This is a genomic window from Streptomyces hundungensis (assembly GCF_003627815.1).
In the GTDB taxonomy this organism is placed as follows: Bacteria; Actinomycetota; Actinomycetes; order Streptomycetales; family Streptomycetaceae; genus Streptomyces; species Streptomyces hundungensis_A.
This window is the reverse complement of sequence record NZ_CP032698.1, coordinates 3,124,243-3,140,832: the sequence shown is the minus strand read 5'-3', so window position 1 is coordinate 3,140,832 and position 16,590 is coordinate 3,124,243. Positions and strand designations below refer to the sequence as shown.

General features: G+C 69.2%; 13 protein-coding genes and 1 pseudogene. 8 read left to right on the top strand and 6 right to left on the bottom strand.

Annotated features, from left to right (window positions below; translation table 11 throughout):
• The first annotated feature begins 153 nt into the window (after positions 1–153).
• The 5 genes from DWB77_RS13915 (at position 154) to DWB77_RS13895 (ending at position 5,767) form a co-directional block, all read left to right on the top strand.
• The gene (locus tag DWB77_RS13915) at positions 154–1,779 is read left to right on the top strand and encodes a peptide ABC transporter substrate-binding protein (RefSeq protein WP_120727759.1); all 1,626 of its coding nucleotides are present in this window, start codon (positions 154–156) and stop codon (positions 1,777–1,779) included.
• Between the two features lie 87 nt (positions 1,780–1,866).
• On the top strand, positions 1,867–2,790 hold the full coding sequence (locus DWB77_RS13910) for an ABC transporter permease (protein ID WP_120721575.1): 924 nt from the start codon (positions 1,867–1,869) through the stop codon (positions 2,788–2,790).
• A complete protein-coding gene (locus DWB77_RS13905) occupies positions 2,783–3,757 on the top strand; it encodes an ABC transporter permease (protein ID WP_120721574.1) in 975 nt (324 codons plus the stop codon). Before DWB77_RS13910 ends, DWB77_RS13905 begins: the two co-directional genes overlap by 8 nt.
• 11 nt (positions 3,758–3,768) lie before the next feature.
• Complete coding sequence (locus DWB77_RS13900; RefSeq protein ID WP_120721573.1) at positions 3,769–4,743, top strand: ABC transporter ATP-binding protein; 975 nt, start codon at positions 3,769–3,771, stop codon at positions 4,741–4,743.
• Positions 4,736–5,767, top strand: coding sequence for an ABC transporter ATP-binding protein (locus tag DWB77_RS13895; RefSeq protein WP_120721572.1), 1,032 nt, complete (start codon positions 4,736–4,738; stop codon positions 5,765–5,767). Before DWB77_RS13900 ends, DWB77_RS13895 begins: the two co-directional genes overlap by 8 nt.
• A 298-nt stretch (positions 5,768–6,065) precedes the next feature.
• Here the strand turns inward: DWB77_RS13895 and DWB77_RS13890 are convergent, their stop codons facing one another.
• The 6 genes and pseudogenes from DWB77_RS13890 to DWB77_RS13865 all read right to left on the bottom strand — a co-directional run bounded on the left by DWB77_RS13890 (position 6,066) and on the right by DWB77_RS13865 (position 14,627).
• Positions 6,066–7,202 (bottom strand): ABC transporter ATP-binding protein, encoded by a 1,137-nt coding sequence (locus tag DWB77_RS13890; RefSeq protein WP_120721571.1) that lies wholly within the window; start codon positions 7,200–7,202, stop codon positions 6,066–6,068.
• A gap of 20 nt (positions 7,203–7,222) precedes the next feature.
• Complete coding sequence (locus DWB77_RS13885; protein ID WP_120721570.1) at positions 7,223–8,290, bottom strand: ABC transporter ATP-binding protein; 1,068 nt, start codon at positions 8,288–8,290, stop codon at positions 7,223–7,225.
• 28 nt (positions 8,291–8,318) lie between these two features.
• Positions 8,319–9,296: an ABC transporter permease gene (locus DWB77_RS13880; protein ID WP_120721569.1), complete on the bottom strand. Its 978-nt coding sequence runs from the start codon at positions 9,294–9,296 to the stop codon at positions 8,319–8,321.
• 69 nt (positions 9,297–9,365) lie between these two features.
• On the bottom strand, positions 9,366–11,147 hold the full coding sequence (locus DWB77_RS13875) for an ABC transporter substrate-binding protein (protein WP_120721568.1): 1,782 nt from the start codon (positions 11,145–11,147) through the stop codon (positions 9,366–9,368).
• Positions 11,148–11,176: 29 nt separating this feature from the next.
• Positions 11,177–12,214: an ABC transporter permease gene (locus DWB77_RS13870; protein WP_120721567.1), complete on the bottom strand. Its 1,038-nt coding sequence runs from the start codon at positions 12,212–12,214 to the stop codon at positions 11,177–11,179.
• Positions 12,215–12,450: 236 nt separating this feature from the next.
• A pseudogene (locus tag DWB77_RS13865) lies at positions 12,451–14,627 on the bottom strand (prolyl oligopeptidase family serine peptidase).
• 191 nt (positions 14,628–14,818) lie between these two features.
• Here DWB77_RS13865 and DWB77_RS13860 point away from each other — a divergent pair.
• From DWB77_RS13860 to DWB77_RS13850, 3 genes are all read left to right on the top strand, one after another.
• Positions 14,819–15,013 carry a hypothetical protein gene (locus tag DWB77_RS13860; protein WP_120721566.1) on the top strand — a complete coding sequence of 65 codons (195 nt, stop codon included), beginning with the start codon at positions 14,819–14,821 and terminating at the stop codon, positions 15,011–15,013.
• Positions 15,014–15,288: 275 nt separating this feature from the next.
• Entirely contained in the window at positions 15,289–16,176 is an 888-nt protein-coding gene (mshB, locus tag DWB77_RS13855; protein WP_120721565.1) for an N-acetyl-1-D-myo-inositol-2-amino-2-deoxy-alpha-D-glucopyranoside deacetylase, read from the top strand.
• Between the two features lie 14 nt (positions 16,177–16,190).
• Positions 16,191–16,580 carry a DUF6113 family protein gene (locus DWB77_RS13850; RefSeq protein WP_120721564.1) on the top strand — a complete coding sequence of 130 codons (390 nt, stop codon included), beginning with the start codon at positions 16,191–16,193 and terminating at the stop codon, positions 16,578–16,580.
• The last annotated feature ends 10 nt before the right edge of the window (positions 16,581–16,590 follow it).

Genomic DNA, 16,590 nt, shown 5'->3' with positions numbered 1-16,590 from the left:
CCCACGGGTGGGCCCGCGGTTCCTCCACGGAACCGCGGGCCCACCCGTTTGCGCGCACGTACGGCGCTGGTAAAGGTGCGGCCCGTCCGCTCCTGGGGTGATATTTGGGCCTAAGTGAGACTTGGGACTCGAATGGGACTCTGGGAGGACTCCATGCGCGGAGCCACGCACGCCAAGTGGGCCGCAGGTGCGGTGGTCGTCGCCCTCGCGGCGACGGCCTGCGGTGGAGGGGGGAGCGGCGGCGGTGGCGCGGACGGCATCGTGAGCTCCTCGTGGGGCGACCCGCAGAACCCGCTGGAGCCCGCCAACACCAACGAGGTCCAGGGCGGCAAGGTCCTCGACATGCTGATGCGCGGCCTCAAGCGGTACGACCCCAAGACCGGCGAGGCCAAGAACATGCTCGCCGAGAAGATCGACACCTCGGACTCGCAGAACTTCACGGTCACCCTGAAGGACGGCTGGACGTTCTCCAACGGCGAGAAGGTCACCGCCAAGTCCTTCGTGGACGCCTGGAACTACGGCGCCAACCTGAAGAACAACCAGAAGAACGCCTCGATGTTCTCCTACATCGAGGGCTACGACCAGATCCACCCCAAGAACGGGACGCCGAGCGGCGAGACGATGTCCGGCCTCAAGGTCGTCGACGACAAGACCTTCACGGTCAAGCTCAACCAGAAGTTCTCCACCTGGCCCGACACCCTCGGCTACCCCGCCTTCGCACCGCTGCCGCGGGCGTTCTTCGACAACCACGCGGCCTGGGTGTCCAAGCCCATCGGCAACGGCCCGTACCTGGTGGACTCGTACACCAAGGGCTCCAAGCTGGCGATGCGCAAGTGGGCCAAGTACATGGGCGAGGACAAGGCGCAGAACGGCGGGATCGACCTCAAGGTCTACACCGACAACAACACCGCCTACACCGATCTGACGGCCGGCAACCTCGACCTCGTCGACGACGTGCCCGCCTCCCAGCTCAAGAACGTGAAGGCCGACCTCGGCGACCGGTACATCAACACCCCGGCCGGCATCATCCAGACGCTCGCCTTCCCGTACTACGACGCCGCCTGGAACACCCCGGACGCGGCCAAGGTCCGCAAAGGCATCTCGCGGGCGATCAACCGCAAGCAGATCACCGAGACCATCTTCCAGAAGACCCGCACCCCCGCCACCGACTGGACCTCCCCGGTGCTCGGCGAGGCCGGCGGCTACAAGGCCGGGCTGTGCGGGGACGCCTGCGACTACAACCCGGCCGAGGCGAAGAAGCTCATCACCGAGGGCGGCGGCATCCCCGGCGGGCAGCTGAAGATCTCGTACAACGGTGACACCGGCTCGCACAAGGAGTGGGTGGACGCCGTCTGCAACAGCATCAACAACGCGCTCGGCAACGACAAGGCGTGCGTCGGCGGCCCGGTCGGCACCTTCGCCGACTTCCGCAGCCAGATCACCCAGTCCAAGATGAGCGGCCCCTTCCGGGCCGGCTGGCAGATGGACTACCCGCTGATCCAGAACTTCCTCCAGCCGCTCTACTACACCGGCGCCTCCTCCAACGACGGCAAGTGGAGCAACCCCGAGTTCGACAAGCTGGTCGACCGGGCCAACGCCGACACCGACAAGGCCAAGGCGGTCGCCGACTTCCAGGAGGCCGAGGGCGTCGTCCGCGATCAGATGGCGGCCATCCCGCTCTGGTACCAGAACGGCAGCGCCGGCTACTCGGACCGCATCTCCAACGTCTCGCTGAACCCGTTCAGCGTCCCGGTGTACGAGCAGATCAAGGTCGGCTGACGCCGTCGGGGCACGGCCCGGCACGCCCCCGCCGACGGGGGCCGGGCCGTTCCCCTCGCGAGTTCCTTACGACCCCCGGAGGGCCTCATGGGACGGTATGTGATCCGGCGTCTGCTCCAGATGATCCCGGTCTTCTTCGGGGCCACGCTGCTGATCTTCCTGATGGTCAATGTGATGGGGGACCCCATCGCCGGCCTCTGTGGCGACAAGGCCTGCGACCCCGCCACCGCCGCGCAGCTCGAGAAGGAGTTCGGCCTCGACAAGCCGGTGTGGCAGCAATACCTGACGTACATGGGGAACGTGTTCACCGGCGACTTCGGCACCGCGTTCAACGGGCAGAAGGTCACTGAGCTGATGTCGACCGCCTTCCCCGTCACCATCCGGCTGACCATCGTGGCGGTCCTCTTCGAGATCGTCATCGGCATCAGCCTCGGTGTGGTCACCGGGCTGCGGCGGGGCCGCCCGGTCGACACCGTCGTCCTGATGCTGACCCTCATCGTCATCGCCATCCCGGTCTTCGTGACGGGTCTGCTGCTCCAACTGCTGGTCGGCGTCGAATGGGGGGTCATCAAACCCACCGTCTCGCCCGAGGCCCCGTTCAACGAACTCCTCATCCCGGGGCTGGTGTTGGCGTCGGTCTCGCTGGCGTACGTCACCCGGCTCACCCGTACCTCGATCGCCGAGAACTCCCGCGCCGACTATGTCCGCACCGCCGTCGCCAAGGGTCTGCCCAGACGCCGGGTGATCGTCAAGCATCTGCTGCGCAACTCGCTGATCCCCGTCGTCACCTTCATCGGCACCGATGTCGGCGCCCTGATGGGCGGCGCGATCGTCACCGAGCGCATCTTCAACATCCACGGCGTCGGCTACCAGCTCTACCAGGGGATCCTGCGCCAGAGCACCCAGACCGTGGTCGGCTTCGTGACCGTGCTCGTCCTGGTCTTCCTGCTCGCCAACCTCATCGTCGACCTTCTGTACGCCGTACTCGACCCGAGGATCCGCTATGCCTGAGCCTTACGACGACGGAGCGATCGCCGGTACGGGGGCCGGCGGGGCGATGGACCTCGCGGCGAGCGAGGCGACGACCCTGGAGCGCACGCCGGGCGGCCCGCAGGGCACCGGCCCCTCCGAGAAGGCCCGCTCGCTCTGGTCGGACGCCTGGCGCGACCTGCGGCGCAACCCGGTCTTCATCATCTCGGCCCTGGTCATCCTCTTCCTGGTCGTCATCTCACTGTGGCCCTCGCTGATCGCGAGCGGCAACCCGCTCCAGTGCGAGCTGTCCAAGGCGCAGGAGGGCTCCCAGCCGGGCCACCCCTTCGGATACAACGGGCAGGGCTGCGACGTCTACACGCGGACCGTCTACGGCGCCCGTACCTCGGTCACCGTCGGCGTGTGCACCACCGTCGGCGTCGCCCTGTTCGGCTCGTTCGTCGGCGGGCTCGCCGGGTTCTTCGGCGGCGGCTGGGACGCGCTGCTCTCCCGCGTCACCGACATCTTCTTCGGCATCCCCGTCGTCCTCGGCGGCCTCGTCTTCCTCTCCGTGGTCACCTCCTCCACCGTCTGGCCCGTCATCGGCTTCATGATCCTGCTGGGCTGGCCGCAGATCGCCCGCATCGCCCGCGGCTCCGTCATCACCGCCAAGCAGAACGACTACGTCCAGGCGGCCCGCGCGCTCGGCGCCTCCAACTCCCGGATGCTGCTGCGCCACATCGCGCCCAACGCGGTCGCCCCGGTGATCGTCGTGGCGACCATCGCGCTCGGCACGTACATCGCCCTGGAGGCGACGCTGTCCTACCTCGGTGTCGGGCTCAAGCCGCCCACGGTCTCCTGGGGCATCGACATCTCGTCCGCCTCGCAGTACATCCGCAACGCCCCGCACATGCTGCTCTGGCCGGCCGGCGCGCTGGCGATCACCGTGCTCGCGTTCATCATGCTCGGCGACGCGGTGCGCGACGCCCTCGACCCCAAGCTGCGTTGAGGAGACCCGCCATGCTGCTCGAAGTACGTGATCTCCAGGTGGAGTTCAGGACGCGGGACGGGGTCGCCAAGGCGGTCAACGGGGTCGACTACGCGGTGGACGCGGGCGAGACGCTGGCCGTGCTCGGCGAGTCCGGCTCCGGCAAGTCCGTCACCGCGCAGGCCGTGATGGGCATCCTCGACATGCCGCCCGGACGGATCGGCGGCGGCGAGATCCTCTTCCGGGGCCAGGACCTCCTGAAGCTCAAGGAGGACGAGCGGCGCAAGATCCGCGGCTCCGAGATGGCGATGATCTTCCAGGACGCGCTCTCCTCCCTGAACCCGGTGCTCAGCGTGGGCGACCAGCTCTCGGAGATGTTCACCGTCCACCGCGGCATGTCCCGCAAGGACGCGCGGGCCAGGGCCGTCGAGCTGATGGACCGGGTGCGCATCCCGGCCGCCAAGGAACGCGTGGGCCAGTACCCCCACCAGTTCTCCGGCGGCATGCGCCAGCGCATCATGATCGCGATGGCGATGGCCCTGGAGCCGTCCCTGATCATCGCGGACGAGCCGACCACCGCGCTCGACGTGACCGTGCAGGCCCAAGTCATGGATTTGCTGGCGGAGTTGAGGCGCGAACTCGACATGGGTCTGATCCTGATCACCCATGACCTCGGTGTGGTCGCCGACGTCGCGGACAAGATCGCGGTGATGTACGCCGGGCGTATCGTCGAGCGGGCCCCGGTCCACGAGATCTACCGGCGGCCCGCGCACCCGTACACCAAGGGCCTGCTCGCCTCGATCCCGCGCCTGGACCAGAAGGGCCGGGAGCTGTACGCGATCAAGGGCCTGCCGCCCAACCTGATGCACATCCCGCCGGGCTGCGCCTTCAACCCGCGCTGCCCGATGGCCCAGGACATCTGCCGCACCGAGGTGCCGCCGCTGTTCGACGTGGCCCCCGACCGGCAGAGCGCGTGCTTCTTCTGGAAGGAGACCCTCGATGGCTGAGGCCATTTTGGAGGTCCGGGACCTGGTCAAGCACTATCCGCTGACGCAGGGCGTCCTCCTCAAGAAGCAGGTCGGCGCGGTACGGGCCGTCGACGGGGTCTCCTTCGACCTCGCGGCCGGCGAGACGCTGGGCATCGTGGGGGAGTCCGGCTGCGGCAAGTCCACGGTCGCCAGGATGCTGGTCAACCTGGAACGCCCCACCGCCGGGCGGATCTCGTACAAGGGCGAGGACATCACCCGGATGTCGGGCCGGGCCCTCAAGGCCGTGCGCCGCAACATCCAGATGGTGTTCCAGGACCCGTACACCTCGCTGAACCCGCGCATGACGGTCGGTGACATCATCGGGGAGCCCTACGAGATCCACCCCGAGGTGGCCCCGAAGGGCGACCGGCGCCGCAAGGTGCAGGACCTCCTCGATGTCGTCGGGCTCAACCCCGAGTACATCAACCGCTATCCGCACCAGTTCTCCGGCGGTCAGCGCCAGCGCATCGGCATCGCGCGGGGGCTCGCGCTGCGGCCCGAGATCATCGTGGCGGACGAACCGGTCTCCGCGCTCGACGTGTCCGTGCAGGCCCAGGTGGTGAACCTGCTCGACCGGTTGCAGAGCGAGTTCGCCCTCTCGTACGTCTTCATCGCGCACGACCTGTCCATCGTGCGGCACATCTCCGACCGGGTCGGCGTGATGTACCTGGGCCGGGTCGTCGAGATCGGCCGGGACGAGGAGATCTATGAGCACCCCACCCATCCCTACACCCAGGCGCTGCTGTCCGCGGTGCCGCTGCCGGACCCCTCGGCGCGCGAGCGCCGCGAGCGCATCATCCTGACCGGGGACGTGCCCTCGCCCGCCAACCCGCCCTCGGGGTGCCGGTTTCGCACCCGGTGCTGGAAGGCGCGGGAGCGGTGTGCGCAGGAGGTGCCGCTGCTGGCCGTACCGGCGGAGTTCCGCCACGCGGAGGGGCCGGCGCGGCATCCCTCGGCGTGCCACTTCGCGGAGGAGCGCCGCGTGGTCCCCCCGGCGGCCTGATCTCCCACCCGGCCGCCCGCGCCCCCATCGAGCTCGGCTCCGCCATCGCCCCCGGTGGCGTTCGCCTTCGCCCGCAGACCGTGCTGGGCCGCCCGCGCAGTTCCCCGCGCCCCTAAACGGCTCGGCTTCGCCGTCGCCCTCCTCCCCCCAGCCCTGCCAGGGGCGCGGGGAACTGCGCGAGCAACCACGTGCGGGCCGCACCAGGGCGGGAGGTCAGGGTGGTGAGGCCCGCGGCCGCGGCGTGCGCGGGGTGTGCGGGCGCGGGCCTCGTTCCGAGCGGAGGCGGTACGAACTCGGGTCAACGGGCGGTGTCCGTAGCCTCCTCGATCGCGGCGAGCGCGGGGTCGAGGACCACGTCCTCGTCCCGCGCCGCGACCGTCGGTTCCTCGGGGAAGTGGCAGGCCGTCAGATGCCCCTCCCGGTTCCCCTCGATCCGCACCAACGCCGGCGTCTCCACCGCGCACTTGTCCCGCGCCTTCCAGCACCGGGTGCGGAAGCGGCAGCCGGACGGCGGGTTCACGGGCGAGGGCACGTCCCCGGCGAGCCGGATGCGCTCGCGCCGCTCGCCCTCCTCGTCCACCACCGCCTCCGGCACCGCGGAGAGCAGCGCGTGGGTGTACGGGTGGCGCGGCCGCTGGTAGATCGAGTCGCGGTCGCCGACCTCGACGATCCGGCCCAGGTACATGACGGCGACCCGCTGCGAGAAGTGCCGCACGATCGCCAGGTCGTGGGCGATGAAGAGGAAGGCGATGTCCAGCTCCCGCTGGAGCTGCTGGAGCAGGTTGACGACCTGCGCCTGGATCGACACGTCCAGCGCCGAGACCGGCTCGTCGGCCACGATCAGCTTGGGCTCCATGCCCAACGCCCGCGCCACGCCGATGCGTTGGCGCTGTCCGCCGGAGAACTCGTGCGGGAAGCGGTTGTAGTGCTCCGGGTTGAGGCCCACGATCTCCAGGAGCTCGCGGACCCGCCGCTCCACGCCGCCGGCCGGCTTGATGCCGTTGACCACCATCGGGTTGGCGACGATGTCGCCCACGGTCTGGCGCGGGTTGAGCGAGGCGTACGGGTCCTGGAAGATCATCTGGATCTCGGACCTGATCGGGGCGAGGGCCCGGCGCGAGGCGTGGGTGATGTCCTGGCCGGCGTAGACGACCTTGCCGCCGGTCGGTTCGAGCAGCCGGGTGACCAGACGGCCGGTGGTCGACTTGCCGCAGCCGGACTCGCCGACCAGCCCGAGCGTCTCGCCCCGCCCGATGCGGAAGTCGATGCCGTCCACGGCGCGTACGTCGCCGACGTGCCGCTTGAAGAGGAAGCCCATGCTGATGGGGAAGTACTTGACGAGGCCGGTCACTTCGAGCAGGGCTTCCGTACCGCCGGGTCCGGACTGGGGCGTGGAGTCCGGCTGCTTGACGAGACTGGTGGCGTTCTCACTCATGACGATGTCCCGCATCCTTGTCAGCGCAGCCGGGGGCGGATCTGCTCGGTGAAGACGGATTCCTTCTGAGTCTCTGTCAAGTGGCAGGCAGAGCCGCGCTGTTGGGCGTCCGGCAGCTCAGGTCGTACAGTGTGGCAGGCCCCGCCCGGCACCCGGTCGCTGAAGCCGCACCGGGGGTGGAAGGGGCAGCCCGGTGGCGGTGCGAGCAGACTGGGCGGGGCGCCGGGGATGGGCACCAGGGGGATCTCCACCGAGGAGTCCAGACGCGGCACCGAGCTGAGCAGACCCCAGCTGTAGGGGTGCTGGGGATGGTGCATGACCTCCTTGACGGTGCCGCGCTCCACGCACCGGCCCGCGTACATCACCATCACCTGGTCGGCGGTCTTGGCGATCACCCCGAGGTCGTGGGTGATGATGATGATCGCCGCGCCGGTCTCCTGTTGAAGGCTCTTGAGGAGGTCCAGGATCTGCGCCTGCACCGTCACGTCGAGCGCGGTGGTGGGCTCGTCGGCGATCACCAGGTCCGGGTCGCAGACCAGTGCCATCGCGATCATCGCGCGCTGGCGCATGCCGCCGGAGAACTGGTGCGGGTAGTCGTCGACGCGCAGTTCGGGCTGGGGGATGCCGACCTTGCGCAGCATGTCGACGGCGCGCGCCCGCGCTTCGCGGCGGGATGCGCCGGTGTGCTTCATGAAGGGCTCGGCGATCTGGCGGCCCACCGTGTAGAACGGCGAGAGCGCGGCCAGCGAGTCCTGGAAGATCATCGCCATCTTCTTGCCGCGCAGCCGGTTGAGCTGCCGTTCGCTCGCGCCGGTCAGCTCCTGCCCGTCGAGCACTATCTCGCCCCGGATGGTGGTGTTGCGCGGGTTGTGCAGCCCGAGCACCGCGAGGTTGGTCACCGACTTGCCGGACCCCGACTCGCCGACGATGCCGAGGGTGGAGCCGCGTTCCAGGTCGAAGGAGAGGCCGTCGACGGCCTTGACGGTGCCGTCCTCGGTGGCGAAGTGGACGTAGAGGTCGGTGACCGACAGGAAGGAGGACGCAGGCGCGGCCGACGGCTCGGCGGCGCTCTGGCTCAGGGTGGACACGGATGGTTCTCCTGGAGGTCTGCGGGCGTCAGGCGAGCCTGATCCGGGGGTCGATGAAGGCATAGGCCAGGTCCACGACGATGTTGCAGACGACGATGAGGGTGGCGCCGATGAGCATGACGGCCATCTCCAGCGGCAGGTCGCTGCGGAGCACCGCCTGCACCGAGAGCAGGCCGAGGCCGTGCAGGCCGAAGGTGACCTCGGTGATGATCGCGCCGCCGAGCACCGCGCTCAGGTCCACGCCGAAGATGGTGATGATGGTGGCCATCGCGCCCCGCAGCGCGTACCGCAGGAAGACGTAGCGGGACGACATGCCCTTGGCGCGGGCCGCCCTGATGTGGTCCTCGGAGAGCTGCTCGACCATCAACGACCGTGTCTGGCGGCTGTAGTTGGACCAGAAGATCACCGACAGGACCAGACAGGGCAGGATCATCCCGGAGACCGAACCCACCGCGTCATGGGCCCAGTCCACGTCATGACCCCGGTCGAGCCAGCCCAGTTGGGTGGAGAAGAAGAGGATCGCGAGCGGTCCGATGAAGTAGATCTGCACCGACTGCCCAAGCAGCGAGGTGGCGCTCGCCACCCGGTCGAAGACGGTGCCCTGACGCCAGGCCGAGATGAGTCCGAGCGAGACGCCCACGGTGAGGAAGACCGCCGCGCCGCCGACCGCGAGGGTCAGCGTCGTCGGATAGCTGTCGGCAATCGTTCCCCACACCGGTTGTTGATTGGCGAAGGAATAGCCGAAACACGGCGCGGGACACTCGCCGATCGGCAGATGGCGGCCGGCGAATATGCCGACCATGTAATCCCAGTACTGCGTCCAGATCGGCAGGTCGAGTCCGAGGTTCTTACGGATGAGGGCGACATTCTGCGGATCGCATTGTTTTCCGCAGGAAAGCAGCGCCGGGTCGGAGGGCAGGGCGAAGAAGAGAAAATAGGTGATCATGCTGATCAGCAGCAGGATGACCATGGCACCGAGCACGCGGCGCACGAGGAACCGGAACATGGGATGGCTCTTCCGTCGCTATGCGGTCCCCCCGGCCCGCTCGGGGCCGGGGAGACCGAGCCGTACGTGCTACTGCTTCACGAAGACCGAGTTCGGGTTGATCGTTCCGTACACCTGGTTGTAGGTGACGCCACCGAGTCCGGAGCCGTGCAGGTTGAAGTACTTGTCGAAGATGAACGGGAGCTGCGAGGTGTCCGTCTGCAACACGTACTCGGAGAGCTGCTCCCACGCGGCCGCCTGCTGCGGCAGGTCCGTGATCTGGTTGATGCGGTCGATCTCGGAGTTGACCTTCGGGTCGTTCAGGAACGCGTAGTTGTTAGTGCCGTCCGCCAGGTTGCGCCCGTCCATGGTGGGCGGCACGACGGTGGAGCCGTTGGGCCAGTCGGCGCCCCAGCCGGTGCGGTACATGTCGTACGGGGTGTCCACCTTGCCCACCACCGTGTAGTACGACGTCGGGTCGATGGCCTTGCGCTCGACCTTGAAGCCGGCCTTCTCCAGCGCCTTCTGGATGGTCAGCGTGACGGTGTCCCAGCGCGGGGTGTTGGCGTACGCCAGCGAGATCTTGTAGGGGGTGCTCACCCCGGCGTCCTTGAGGAGCTGGAGCGACTTCTCCGGGTCACCCATGGGCTTGGCGAGCTTGCCGAACGGGTCGAACTTCTTCCAGCCGGCCACGGTCGGGCTCAGCAGCGTGGTGCCGAGATCGCCCTGCGCGGCGCCGCCGAAGGCCTGCTGGACCTGGGTCATCGGGAAGGCGTAGACCAGCGCCTGGCGGACCTTGGGGTCCTTGATCCGCTTGGTGTTGAGGTTGTACACCTCGACATAGGGCTGGTACTCGTTGACCGTGCGGCCCTTGTACTGCGGGTCCGAGGTCAGCGTCTGCATCTTGGAGGGGTCCGCCGAACCCGACATGTTGATGGCGAACTTGTCGGTGCCGGTGTCGGCGGCGAGCCGGTTGGTCAGACCCGGCTCCTGGATGCCGAGCTGGAACTCCCACTTGTCGGGGTAGGCGTTGCGGATCGGGTCGGTCTTCGGGTCCCAGTTGGGGTTGCGCTCGAAGGACAGCGACTTGCCGGGCTGATAGCTCGCGATCTTGTACGGGCCGCTGGAGAACGGGTGGTTGTTGTACTTCTGCTTGTCGTCCTTGGCCTTGGGCACCGGCGAGATGTTGGGCATCGCCATCGCGTACGGGGTGTCCGCGTGCGGGGCGAGGAAGTGGAAGACGATCGTCTTGTCGTCGGGGGTGGAGATCTGCGCGTCCGGGATCTCCTTGCCGTCGTAGGGGCCCGCGTACTTCTTGCGGTAGTCGGTCCCGTACAGCCACTTCTGGACGTACTGCGGTCCTTGCGTCTGGTAGTCCGCGAAGAGCCGCTCGATGCCGTACTTGACGTCCTTGGTGGTGATCGGCGTGCCGTCCTCGAACTTGACCCCGTCCTTGAGGGTGTACGTCCAGGTCTTGGAGCCGTCGGAGGGGGTGCCCGCGTCGGTGGCGAGGTCACCGACGACGATCGTCTTGCCGGACTTCGGGTCGATCTTGTAGCCGGTCAGCGAGCGGTTGTAGAGCAGCTGCACCGAGAGCTGGTCGCTCACGTACTGCTGGCCCGGGTCGAGATAGTCGAAGCCTGCCTGGTCGAGGCTGTAGGCGGTGCCGCCGGCCTTGGCGCCGTCGACCGCGACGGCGGGCCCGGTGGAGTCGGCCTTGGTGCCCACGCCGAAGTTCTGGACCGCGGCCTTCTTGCCCGAGTCCGGGCCGTTGCCGCCGTCACTCGATCCGCCGCTGCTGCATGCGGCGGTCAGCGCCAGTGCCCCGACCGCGAGGACCGCGGAAACCTGGCGCGCCTTGTTTATTCTCATGTGTTCCTGCCTGTCAGGATGATCGGGCTTCAGCGCACGGTCTTGGGGTCGAGAGCGTCCCGGACCGAATCCCCGAGCAGGTTGAACGCGACGACGAAGACGACCATCGCGATGCCGGGGAAGAACATGAAGGTGAGATCGGAGTCGTAGTACGTGGCTCCGGACTGGAAGAGCAGGCCCCAGTCCGGAGTGGGGCTGTGGACCCCGACGCCCAGGTAGGAGAGGCCCGCCTCGGCGGTGACGTTGACCGGGAGCAGCAGGGTCGACTGCACGAGGACGGTCGACCAGATGTTGGGCAGCAGCTCCTTGCGGATGATCCGCCAGCCCGAGGCGCCGCTGAGCCGGGCGGCCTCGATGAACTCGCGCTCGCGCAGCGAGAGCACCTGGGCCCTGATGAGCCGGCCGATCGTCATCCAGCCGAGGATCAGCTGCACCAGGATCAGCGCCACCACCCGGACGTACGCCGGCTCCTCCTCGGTGGGCGAGACGAACAGCGCCACGATCACCGGGGTGAAGGCGATGAAGAACAACTGCTGGGGGAAGGAGAGCATCAGGTCCGAGAACCGGCCGACGAAGTAGTCGGCCCTGCCCCCCAGGTACCCCTGCACCAGGCCCACCAGGACCCCGATGACCACCGCGATCACGGTGACCGTCAACGCGATGAGCAGGGAGGTCCTGATGCCGTAGATCAACAGCGTGAACACGTCGCGGCCGAGCTTGGGTTCGAGGCCGAACCAGAAGTCGCCGTCGATTCCGCCGTTGGCCTTGAGCGGAATGCCGTAGCTGTTCAGCAGTCCGCGGTCCTGCCCGTAGAGCTGGTAAGGATCTTTGCCGTACAGCTTGGAGATGAGCGGGGCGGTCAGGGCGACGAAGATGAATCCGAGGACCGTAAAGGCACACAGGATTCCGACCTTGTCGCGTCTGAACCGGATCCACGCGAGACGTCCCGGGGAACGTCCGACGAGTTCACCCGTCTTTACTTCGAGACCGTCGGCCGGTTCGGGGGTGTCACCCCCTCCGGGAAGTGGATCGGTGGGCTCCATGGCAGCTCTTGTGGAACTCGTCATTTCGCATTGCCCTCCGCGCAGGAAGGATTCCGCAGCGCCGTCGTGTCTTTTGTTGACCGGAACATTCACGGGTGCGGCGGTTCTGCGTCAAGGGGTGTGCGCGGGCCGAGGGGAACTCGGCTTTATCTTGGCCCAACATTTCATTCTTCGGTGCGGCAGCGTGCTTGACGAGGCGTCAGAGGTCGGCCGGGGCGCTCGGAGGCTGCCCCGGCCGACTGGCGTATCAGGGAAGGGAGTTACGGCCGGGTGAGGCCCAACGAGCGTCGCAGGAAGTCGACTTGGAGCAGCAGCAGGTTCTCGGCCACCTGTTCCTGGGGCGTCATGTGTGTCACGCCCGTCAGCGGCAGCACCTCATGGGGGTGGCCCGCTGCCAGGAGGGCGGAGGACAGCCGCAGGGTGTGGGCGACCACCACGTTGTCGTCCGCCATGCCGTGGATGACCATCAGGGGGCGGTCCGGCCCGGTGGCGTCCCCGCGCACCAACTGGCCTGCGTCCACAAGGGAGTTGGAGGCGTAGACCTGGGCGTTCTCGGCGGGGGTCCCGAGATAGCGCTCCGTGTAGTGCGTGTCGTACAGCTCCCAGTCCGTCACCGGCGCCCCCGCGATCCCGGCGTGGAAGACATCGGGCCGCCGCAGCACCGCGAGCGCGGAGAGATAGCCGCCGAAGGACCAGCCCCGCATCGCCACCCGGTCGAGGTCAAGGGGATGGGTGCCCGCCAGGCCGTGCAGCGCCTCGATCTGGTCGTCCAGGGCGAGCGTGAAGTCGTTCCTGATCGCCTTCTCCCAGCCGGGGGAGCGGCCCGGGGTGCCGCGTCCGTCGGCGACGACCACCGCGAAACCCTGGTCGGCGAACCACTGGGAGGTCAGATGCGCGTTGTGTGCGGCCACCACCCGCTGTCCGTGGGGGCCGCCGTACGGATCCATCAGTACCGGCAGTGGACCGTCCGCCTCCCGGTAGTGGGACGGGAGCAGCACGGCGCACGGGATGCGCTGTGCGCCCCCTTCGGTCAGCCGGAGCCGCACCGAGAGGCCCGGCGTGGCGGCATATGACGCGATCTTGGCCAGTTCCTTGCCGTCGCGCACCACCCGGACCTCGGCGCCGGGCCGGTCGGGCCGGGCGGAGCTGAGCACGGTCACCGCCCCACAGCGCACGGCCGAGTGGACTCCCGCGCCGTCCGAGACGCGTTCCGTACCCAGCTCATTGACGCGGTACACATGGATCTCGCCAATCTCGGAAGCACCCGCCCCGCCGGAGGGTGCCTTCGCCCCCGAGGACGCGGAGATCAGCACATCGTCGCCGCCGATGTCGAGCACCGCTCTGACGTGCAGCCGGGGCCCGGTCAGGGTCCGGTCGCCGACGGCGAGCACCCGTGCCCCGCCCTCGTCGGCGATCCGCACCAGACGCCCGTCCGGGGCCCACGCCGGGACGCCCGGCAGGAGTTCGAGCCAGTCGGCGTCCTCGTCGACGTGCACGGTACGGGTGGTGCCCGACGCGGGGTCCACCACGAGGTGCAGTTGGGTGCGCTGGTCCCGGGACTGGACGAGCAGCAGCGGCGACCCGTCGGGGGACCAGTGCACCCGGGCCAGATAGGGGTGGCGGACCCGGTCCCAGACGACCTCGGTGCGGGCGCCGTCCAGGGCGTACAGAAAGAGCCGCACCTCGGCGTTGGGCGTGCCGGCCGCCGGATAGGCGACCCTGGCCGGCTCCTGCGCGGGGTTGGCCGGGTCCGCGATCCACCAGCGCCGCACCGGCGTCTCGTCCGCCCGCGCCACCAGGAGGCGGTCGGAGTCGGGGCTCCACCAGTGGCCGCGCGAGCGGGACATCTCCTCCGCGGCGATGAACTCCGCGAGGCCGTACGTCACTTCGGCCGACTCCGGCTCGGCGAGCGCCCGGTCGTCGTCGCCCTCGGCCCCCACCACCCGCAGCGCGCCCCGCGTCACATAGGCCACATGGCGCCCGTCGGGAGAGGGGCGGGGGTCCAACACCGGCCCCGGAACGGGCAGTTCACGCGCGGTCCCGGCGCGCAGCTCCGCGGTGAACAGCCGTCCCGACAGGGCGAAGGCGGCCACTTCCACGGCCGCGTCGGTGGCGTAGCCGACGATTCCGGCCGAACCCTCCCGGCTCCGCTCGCGCCGCGCCCGCTCCTGCTGCGAGAGCCGCTCCTCGCCGCCGCCGAGCAGGGCGCCGGGGTCCGCCGCGATCCGCTCCGTACCCCGCGCACCAGGTCGAGTACCCAGAGCTGGTTGCTGCGTTCGGTGCCCGAGGGCGAGCGCAGGAAGACGATCCGTTCGCCGTCCGGCGACACGGTGAACGCGCGGGGCGCACCGAGGGTGAAGCGCTGGGTGCGTGCCGAGTGCCGGGGAAACGAGAGCTGTTCGGGGTCCTCTGGGTGCCTGGAGGCGGTGGTCGTCATGAGGGGAACCTAGTCGCCCACCCCGCGGCCCGCTCGGGCGCGAGTCACGTGCGCCCCTTGTGCGCCCGTGCCCCGATCAATGCGGTCCCACGGATAGTTATGATCCGTAGCGCTCGGTGGGTATGAACCCGCTGGCTGTACGCACGCTGCTGGGTCCGTCCGACCACCGGAACAGATGGAGGTGAACCGCCGTGGCACTCTCGATTTCGGCGGTGGTGCTGCTGGCGATCGTCGTCTTCCTGCTGGTCCGGAAATCCGGGCTGAAGGGCGGACATGCGGCGATCTGCATCCTGCTCGGCTTCTACCTGGCGAGCTCGTCCATCGCCCCCACCATCAGCCAAGTGACCAGCAATGTGGCGGGAATGATCGGCGGCATCAAGTTCTAGGGCCTGTCCGGCGGATCTTGTCTGGGACGCGGGGGGCTGCCACGCCCATCTGCGGCGTTGTCGTCGGTTGCCGACGCTCCGCGTCGCCGCCCTCCTCCGCCTTGCAGTTGGACGCACCAGCCCCCCGCTCACCAGCACCACAAGGCCAAGGCACCCCGACGGCGACCAGATCCGCCGGACAGGCCCTAGCGGGCGGGCGCGGTCAGGCCCCGCCCCGGCGGGGCGCCCGGTGGCGGCGGCGCGGGCCGGTCCGGGCCGCCTCGTAGGCTGGCCCCATGTCGGAACTCCCCGCCCGCCGTCTGCTCCTGGTGCACGCGCACCCGGACGACGAGTCGATCAACAACGGCGCCACCATGGCCAAGTACGCGGCCGAGGGCGCGCACGTGGCCCTGGTCACCTGCACCCTCGGCGAGGAGGGCGAGGTCATCCCGCCCGGCCTCGCCCATCTCGCGCCCGACCGGGAGGGCGGCCTCGGCGCCCACCGGATCGGTGAACTGGCCGCCGCGATGAGCGAACTGGGCGTCACCGACCACCGCTTCCTCGGCGGCCCGGGGCGCTTTCGCGACTCCGGGATGATGGGCGTCGAGCAGAACCGCCGCGAAGGCGCCTTCTGGAACACGGACGTGGACGAAGCGGCCGGGTACCTCGTAGAGGTGATCCGCTCGCTGCGCCCCCAGGTCCTGATCACCTACGACCCCGACGGCGGCTACGGCCACCCCGACCACATCCAGGCGCACCGGGTCGCGATGCGCGCCGCCGAACTGGCCGCCGAGCCGGGCTACCGCGCCGACCTGGGCGCACCGCACGCCGTGGCGAAGATCTACTGGAACCGGGTGCCCCGCCCCGTCGTCGAGCGCGCCTTCGACGCGCTGCGCGCCACGGAGACGGACTTCCCCGGCATCGCCGCCATCGACGACGTACCGGGCGTCGTGGACGAGTCGGACATCACGGCCGAGATCGACGGCGCCGCCCACGCCGCAGCCAAGAGCGCCGCGATGCGCGCGCACGCGACCCAGATCACCGTCCAGGGGCCCTACTTCGCGCTCTCCAACGGGCTGGGCCAGCCGATCTTCACCACCGAGTACTACCAACGGGCGGGCGGCCGCGCGCCCGTTGCGGCCGGGCGGCGCGAGCACGACCTGTTTGAGGGCGTGGGCGAGTGAGTACACGTACGGCCATGGAGGACGCAAGGACGGGCGGGGGAGCCGCCCGTATCGCGCTGTACGCGCTGCTCGTCGTCCTCGGCGCGCTCGTCGCCGTCGCGGGGGCGCTCGTGCAGACCGCCTGGTTCCCCGGCGGTCTCGTGCTGGCCCTGGCAGGCGCCGTCGGTCTGTTCTACGGCGGCACGCAACTGGTGGGCGGCCGGGGCGGAGTGGGCGCGCCCGCGGCCGGCTGGCTGGTCGCCGTCGTCCTGTTGACCGCCCCGCGCCCCGAGGGCGACTTCGTGTTCGGCGCCGGAGCGGGCTCGTACGTCTTCCTCATCGGCGGCATGCTCGCCGCTGTGATCTGCGCCACGATCGGCGGATTCGCCCGTCCCGGCGCTCCGGTCGCCCGACGTGGCGAGTGACGTGCGCGGG

Excerpts from the sequence above, each read along its gene's own strand:
- DWB77_RS13915 (WP_120727759.1), top strand. The coding sequence starts at position 154 with ATGCGCGGAGCCACGCACGCCAAGTGGGCCGCAGGTGCGGTGGTCGTC.
- DWB77_RS13910 (WP_120721575.1), top strand. The coding sequence starts at position 1,867 with ATGGGACGGTATGTGATCCGGCGTCTGCTCCAGATGATCCCGGTCTTC.
- DWB77_RS13905 (WP_120721574.1), top strand. The coding sequence starts at position 2,783 with ATGCCTGAGCCTTACGACGACGGAGCGATCGCCGGTACGGGGGCCGGC.
- DWB77_RS13900 (WP_120721573.1), top strand. The coding sequence starts at position 3,769 with ATGCTGCTCGAAGTACGTGATCTCCAGGTGGAGTTCAGGACGCGGGAC.
- DWB77_RS13895 (WP_120721572.1), top strand. The coding sequence starts at position 4,736 with ATGGCTGAGGCCATTTTGGAGGTCCGGGACCTGGTCAAGCACTATCCG.
- DWB77_RS13890 (WP_120721571.1), bottom strand. The coding sequence starts at position 7,202 with ATGAGTGAGAACGCCACCAGTCTCGTCAAGCAGCCGGACTCCACGCCC.
- DWB77_RS13880 (WP_120721569.1), bottom strand. The coding sequence starts at position 9,296 with ATGTTCCGGTTCCTCGTGCGCCGCGTGCTCGGTGCCATGGTCATCCTG.
- DWB77_RS13875 (WP_120721568.1), bottom strand. The coding sequence starts at position 11,147 with ATGAGAATAAACAAGGCGCGCCAGGTTTCCGCGGTCCTCGCGGTCGGG.
- DWB77_RS13870 (WP_120721567.1), bottom strand. The coding sequence starts at position 12,214 with ATGACGAGTTCCACAAGAGCTGCCATGGAGCCCACCGATCCACTTCCC.
- mshB (WP_120721565.1), top strand. The coding sequence starts at position 15,289 with ATGTCGGAACTCCCCGCCCGCCGTCTGCTCCTGGTGCACGCGCACCCG.
- DWB77_RS13850 (WP_120721564.1), top strand. The coding sequence starts at position 16,191 with ATGGAGGACGCAAGGACGGGCGGGGGAGCCGCCCGTATCGCGCTGTAC.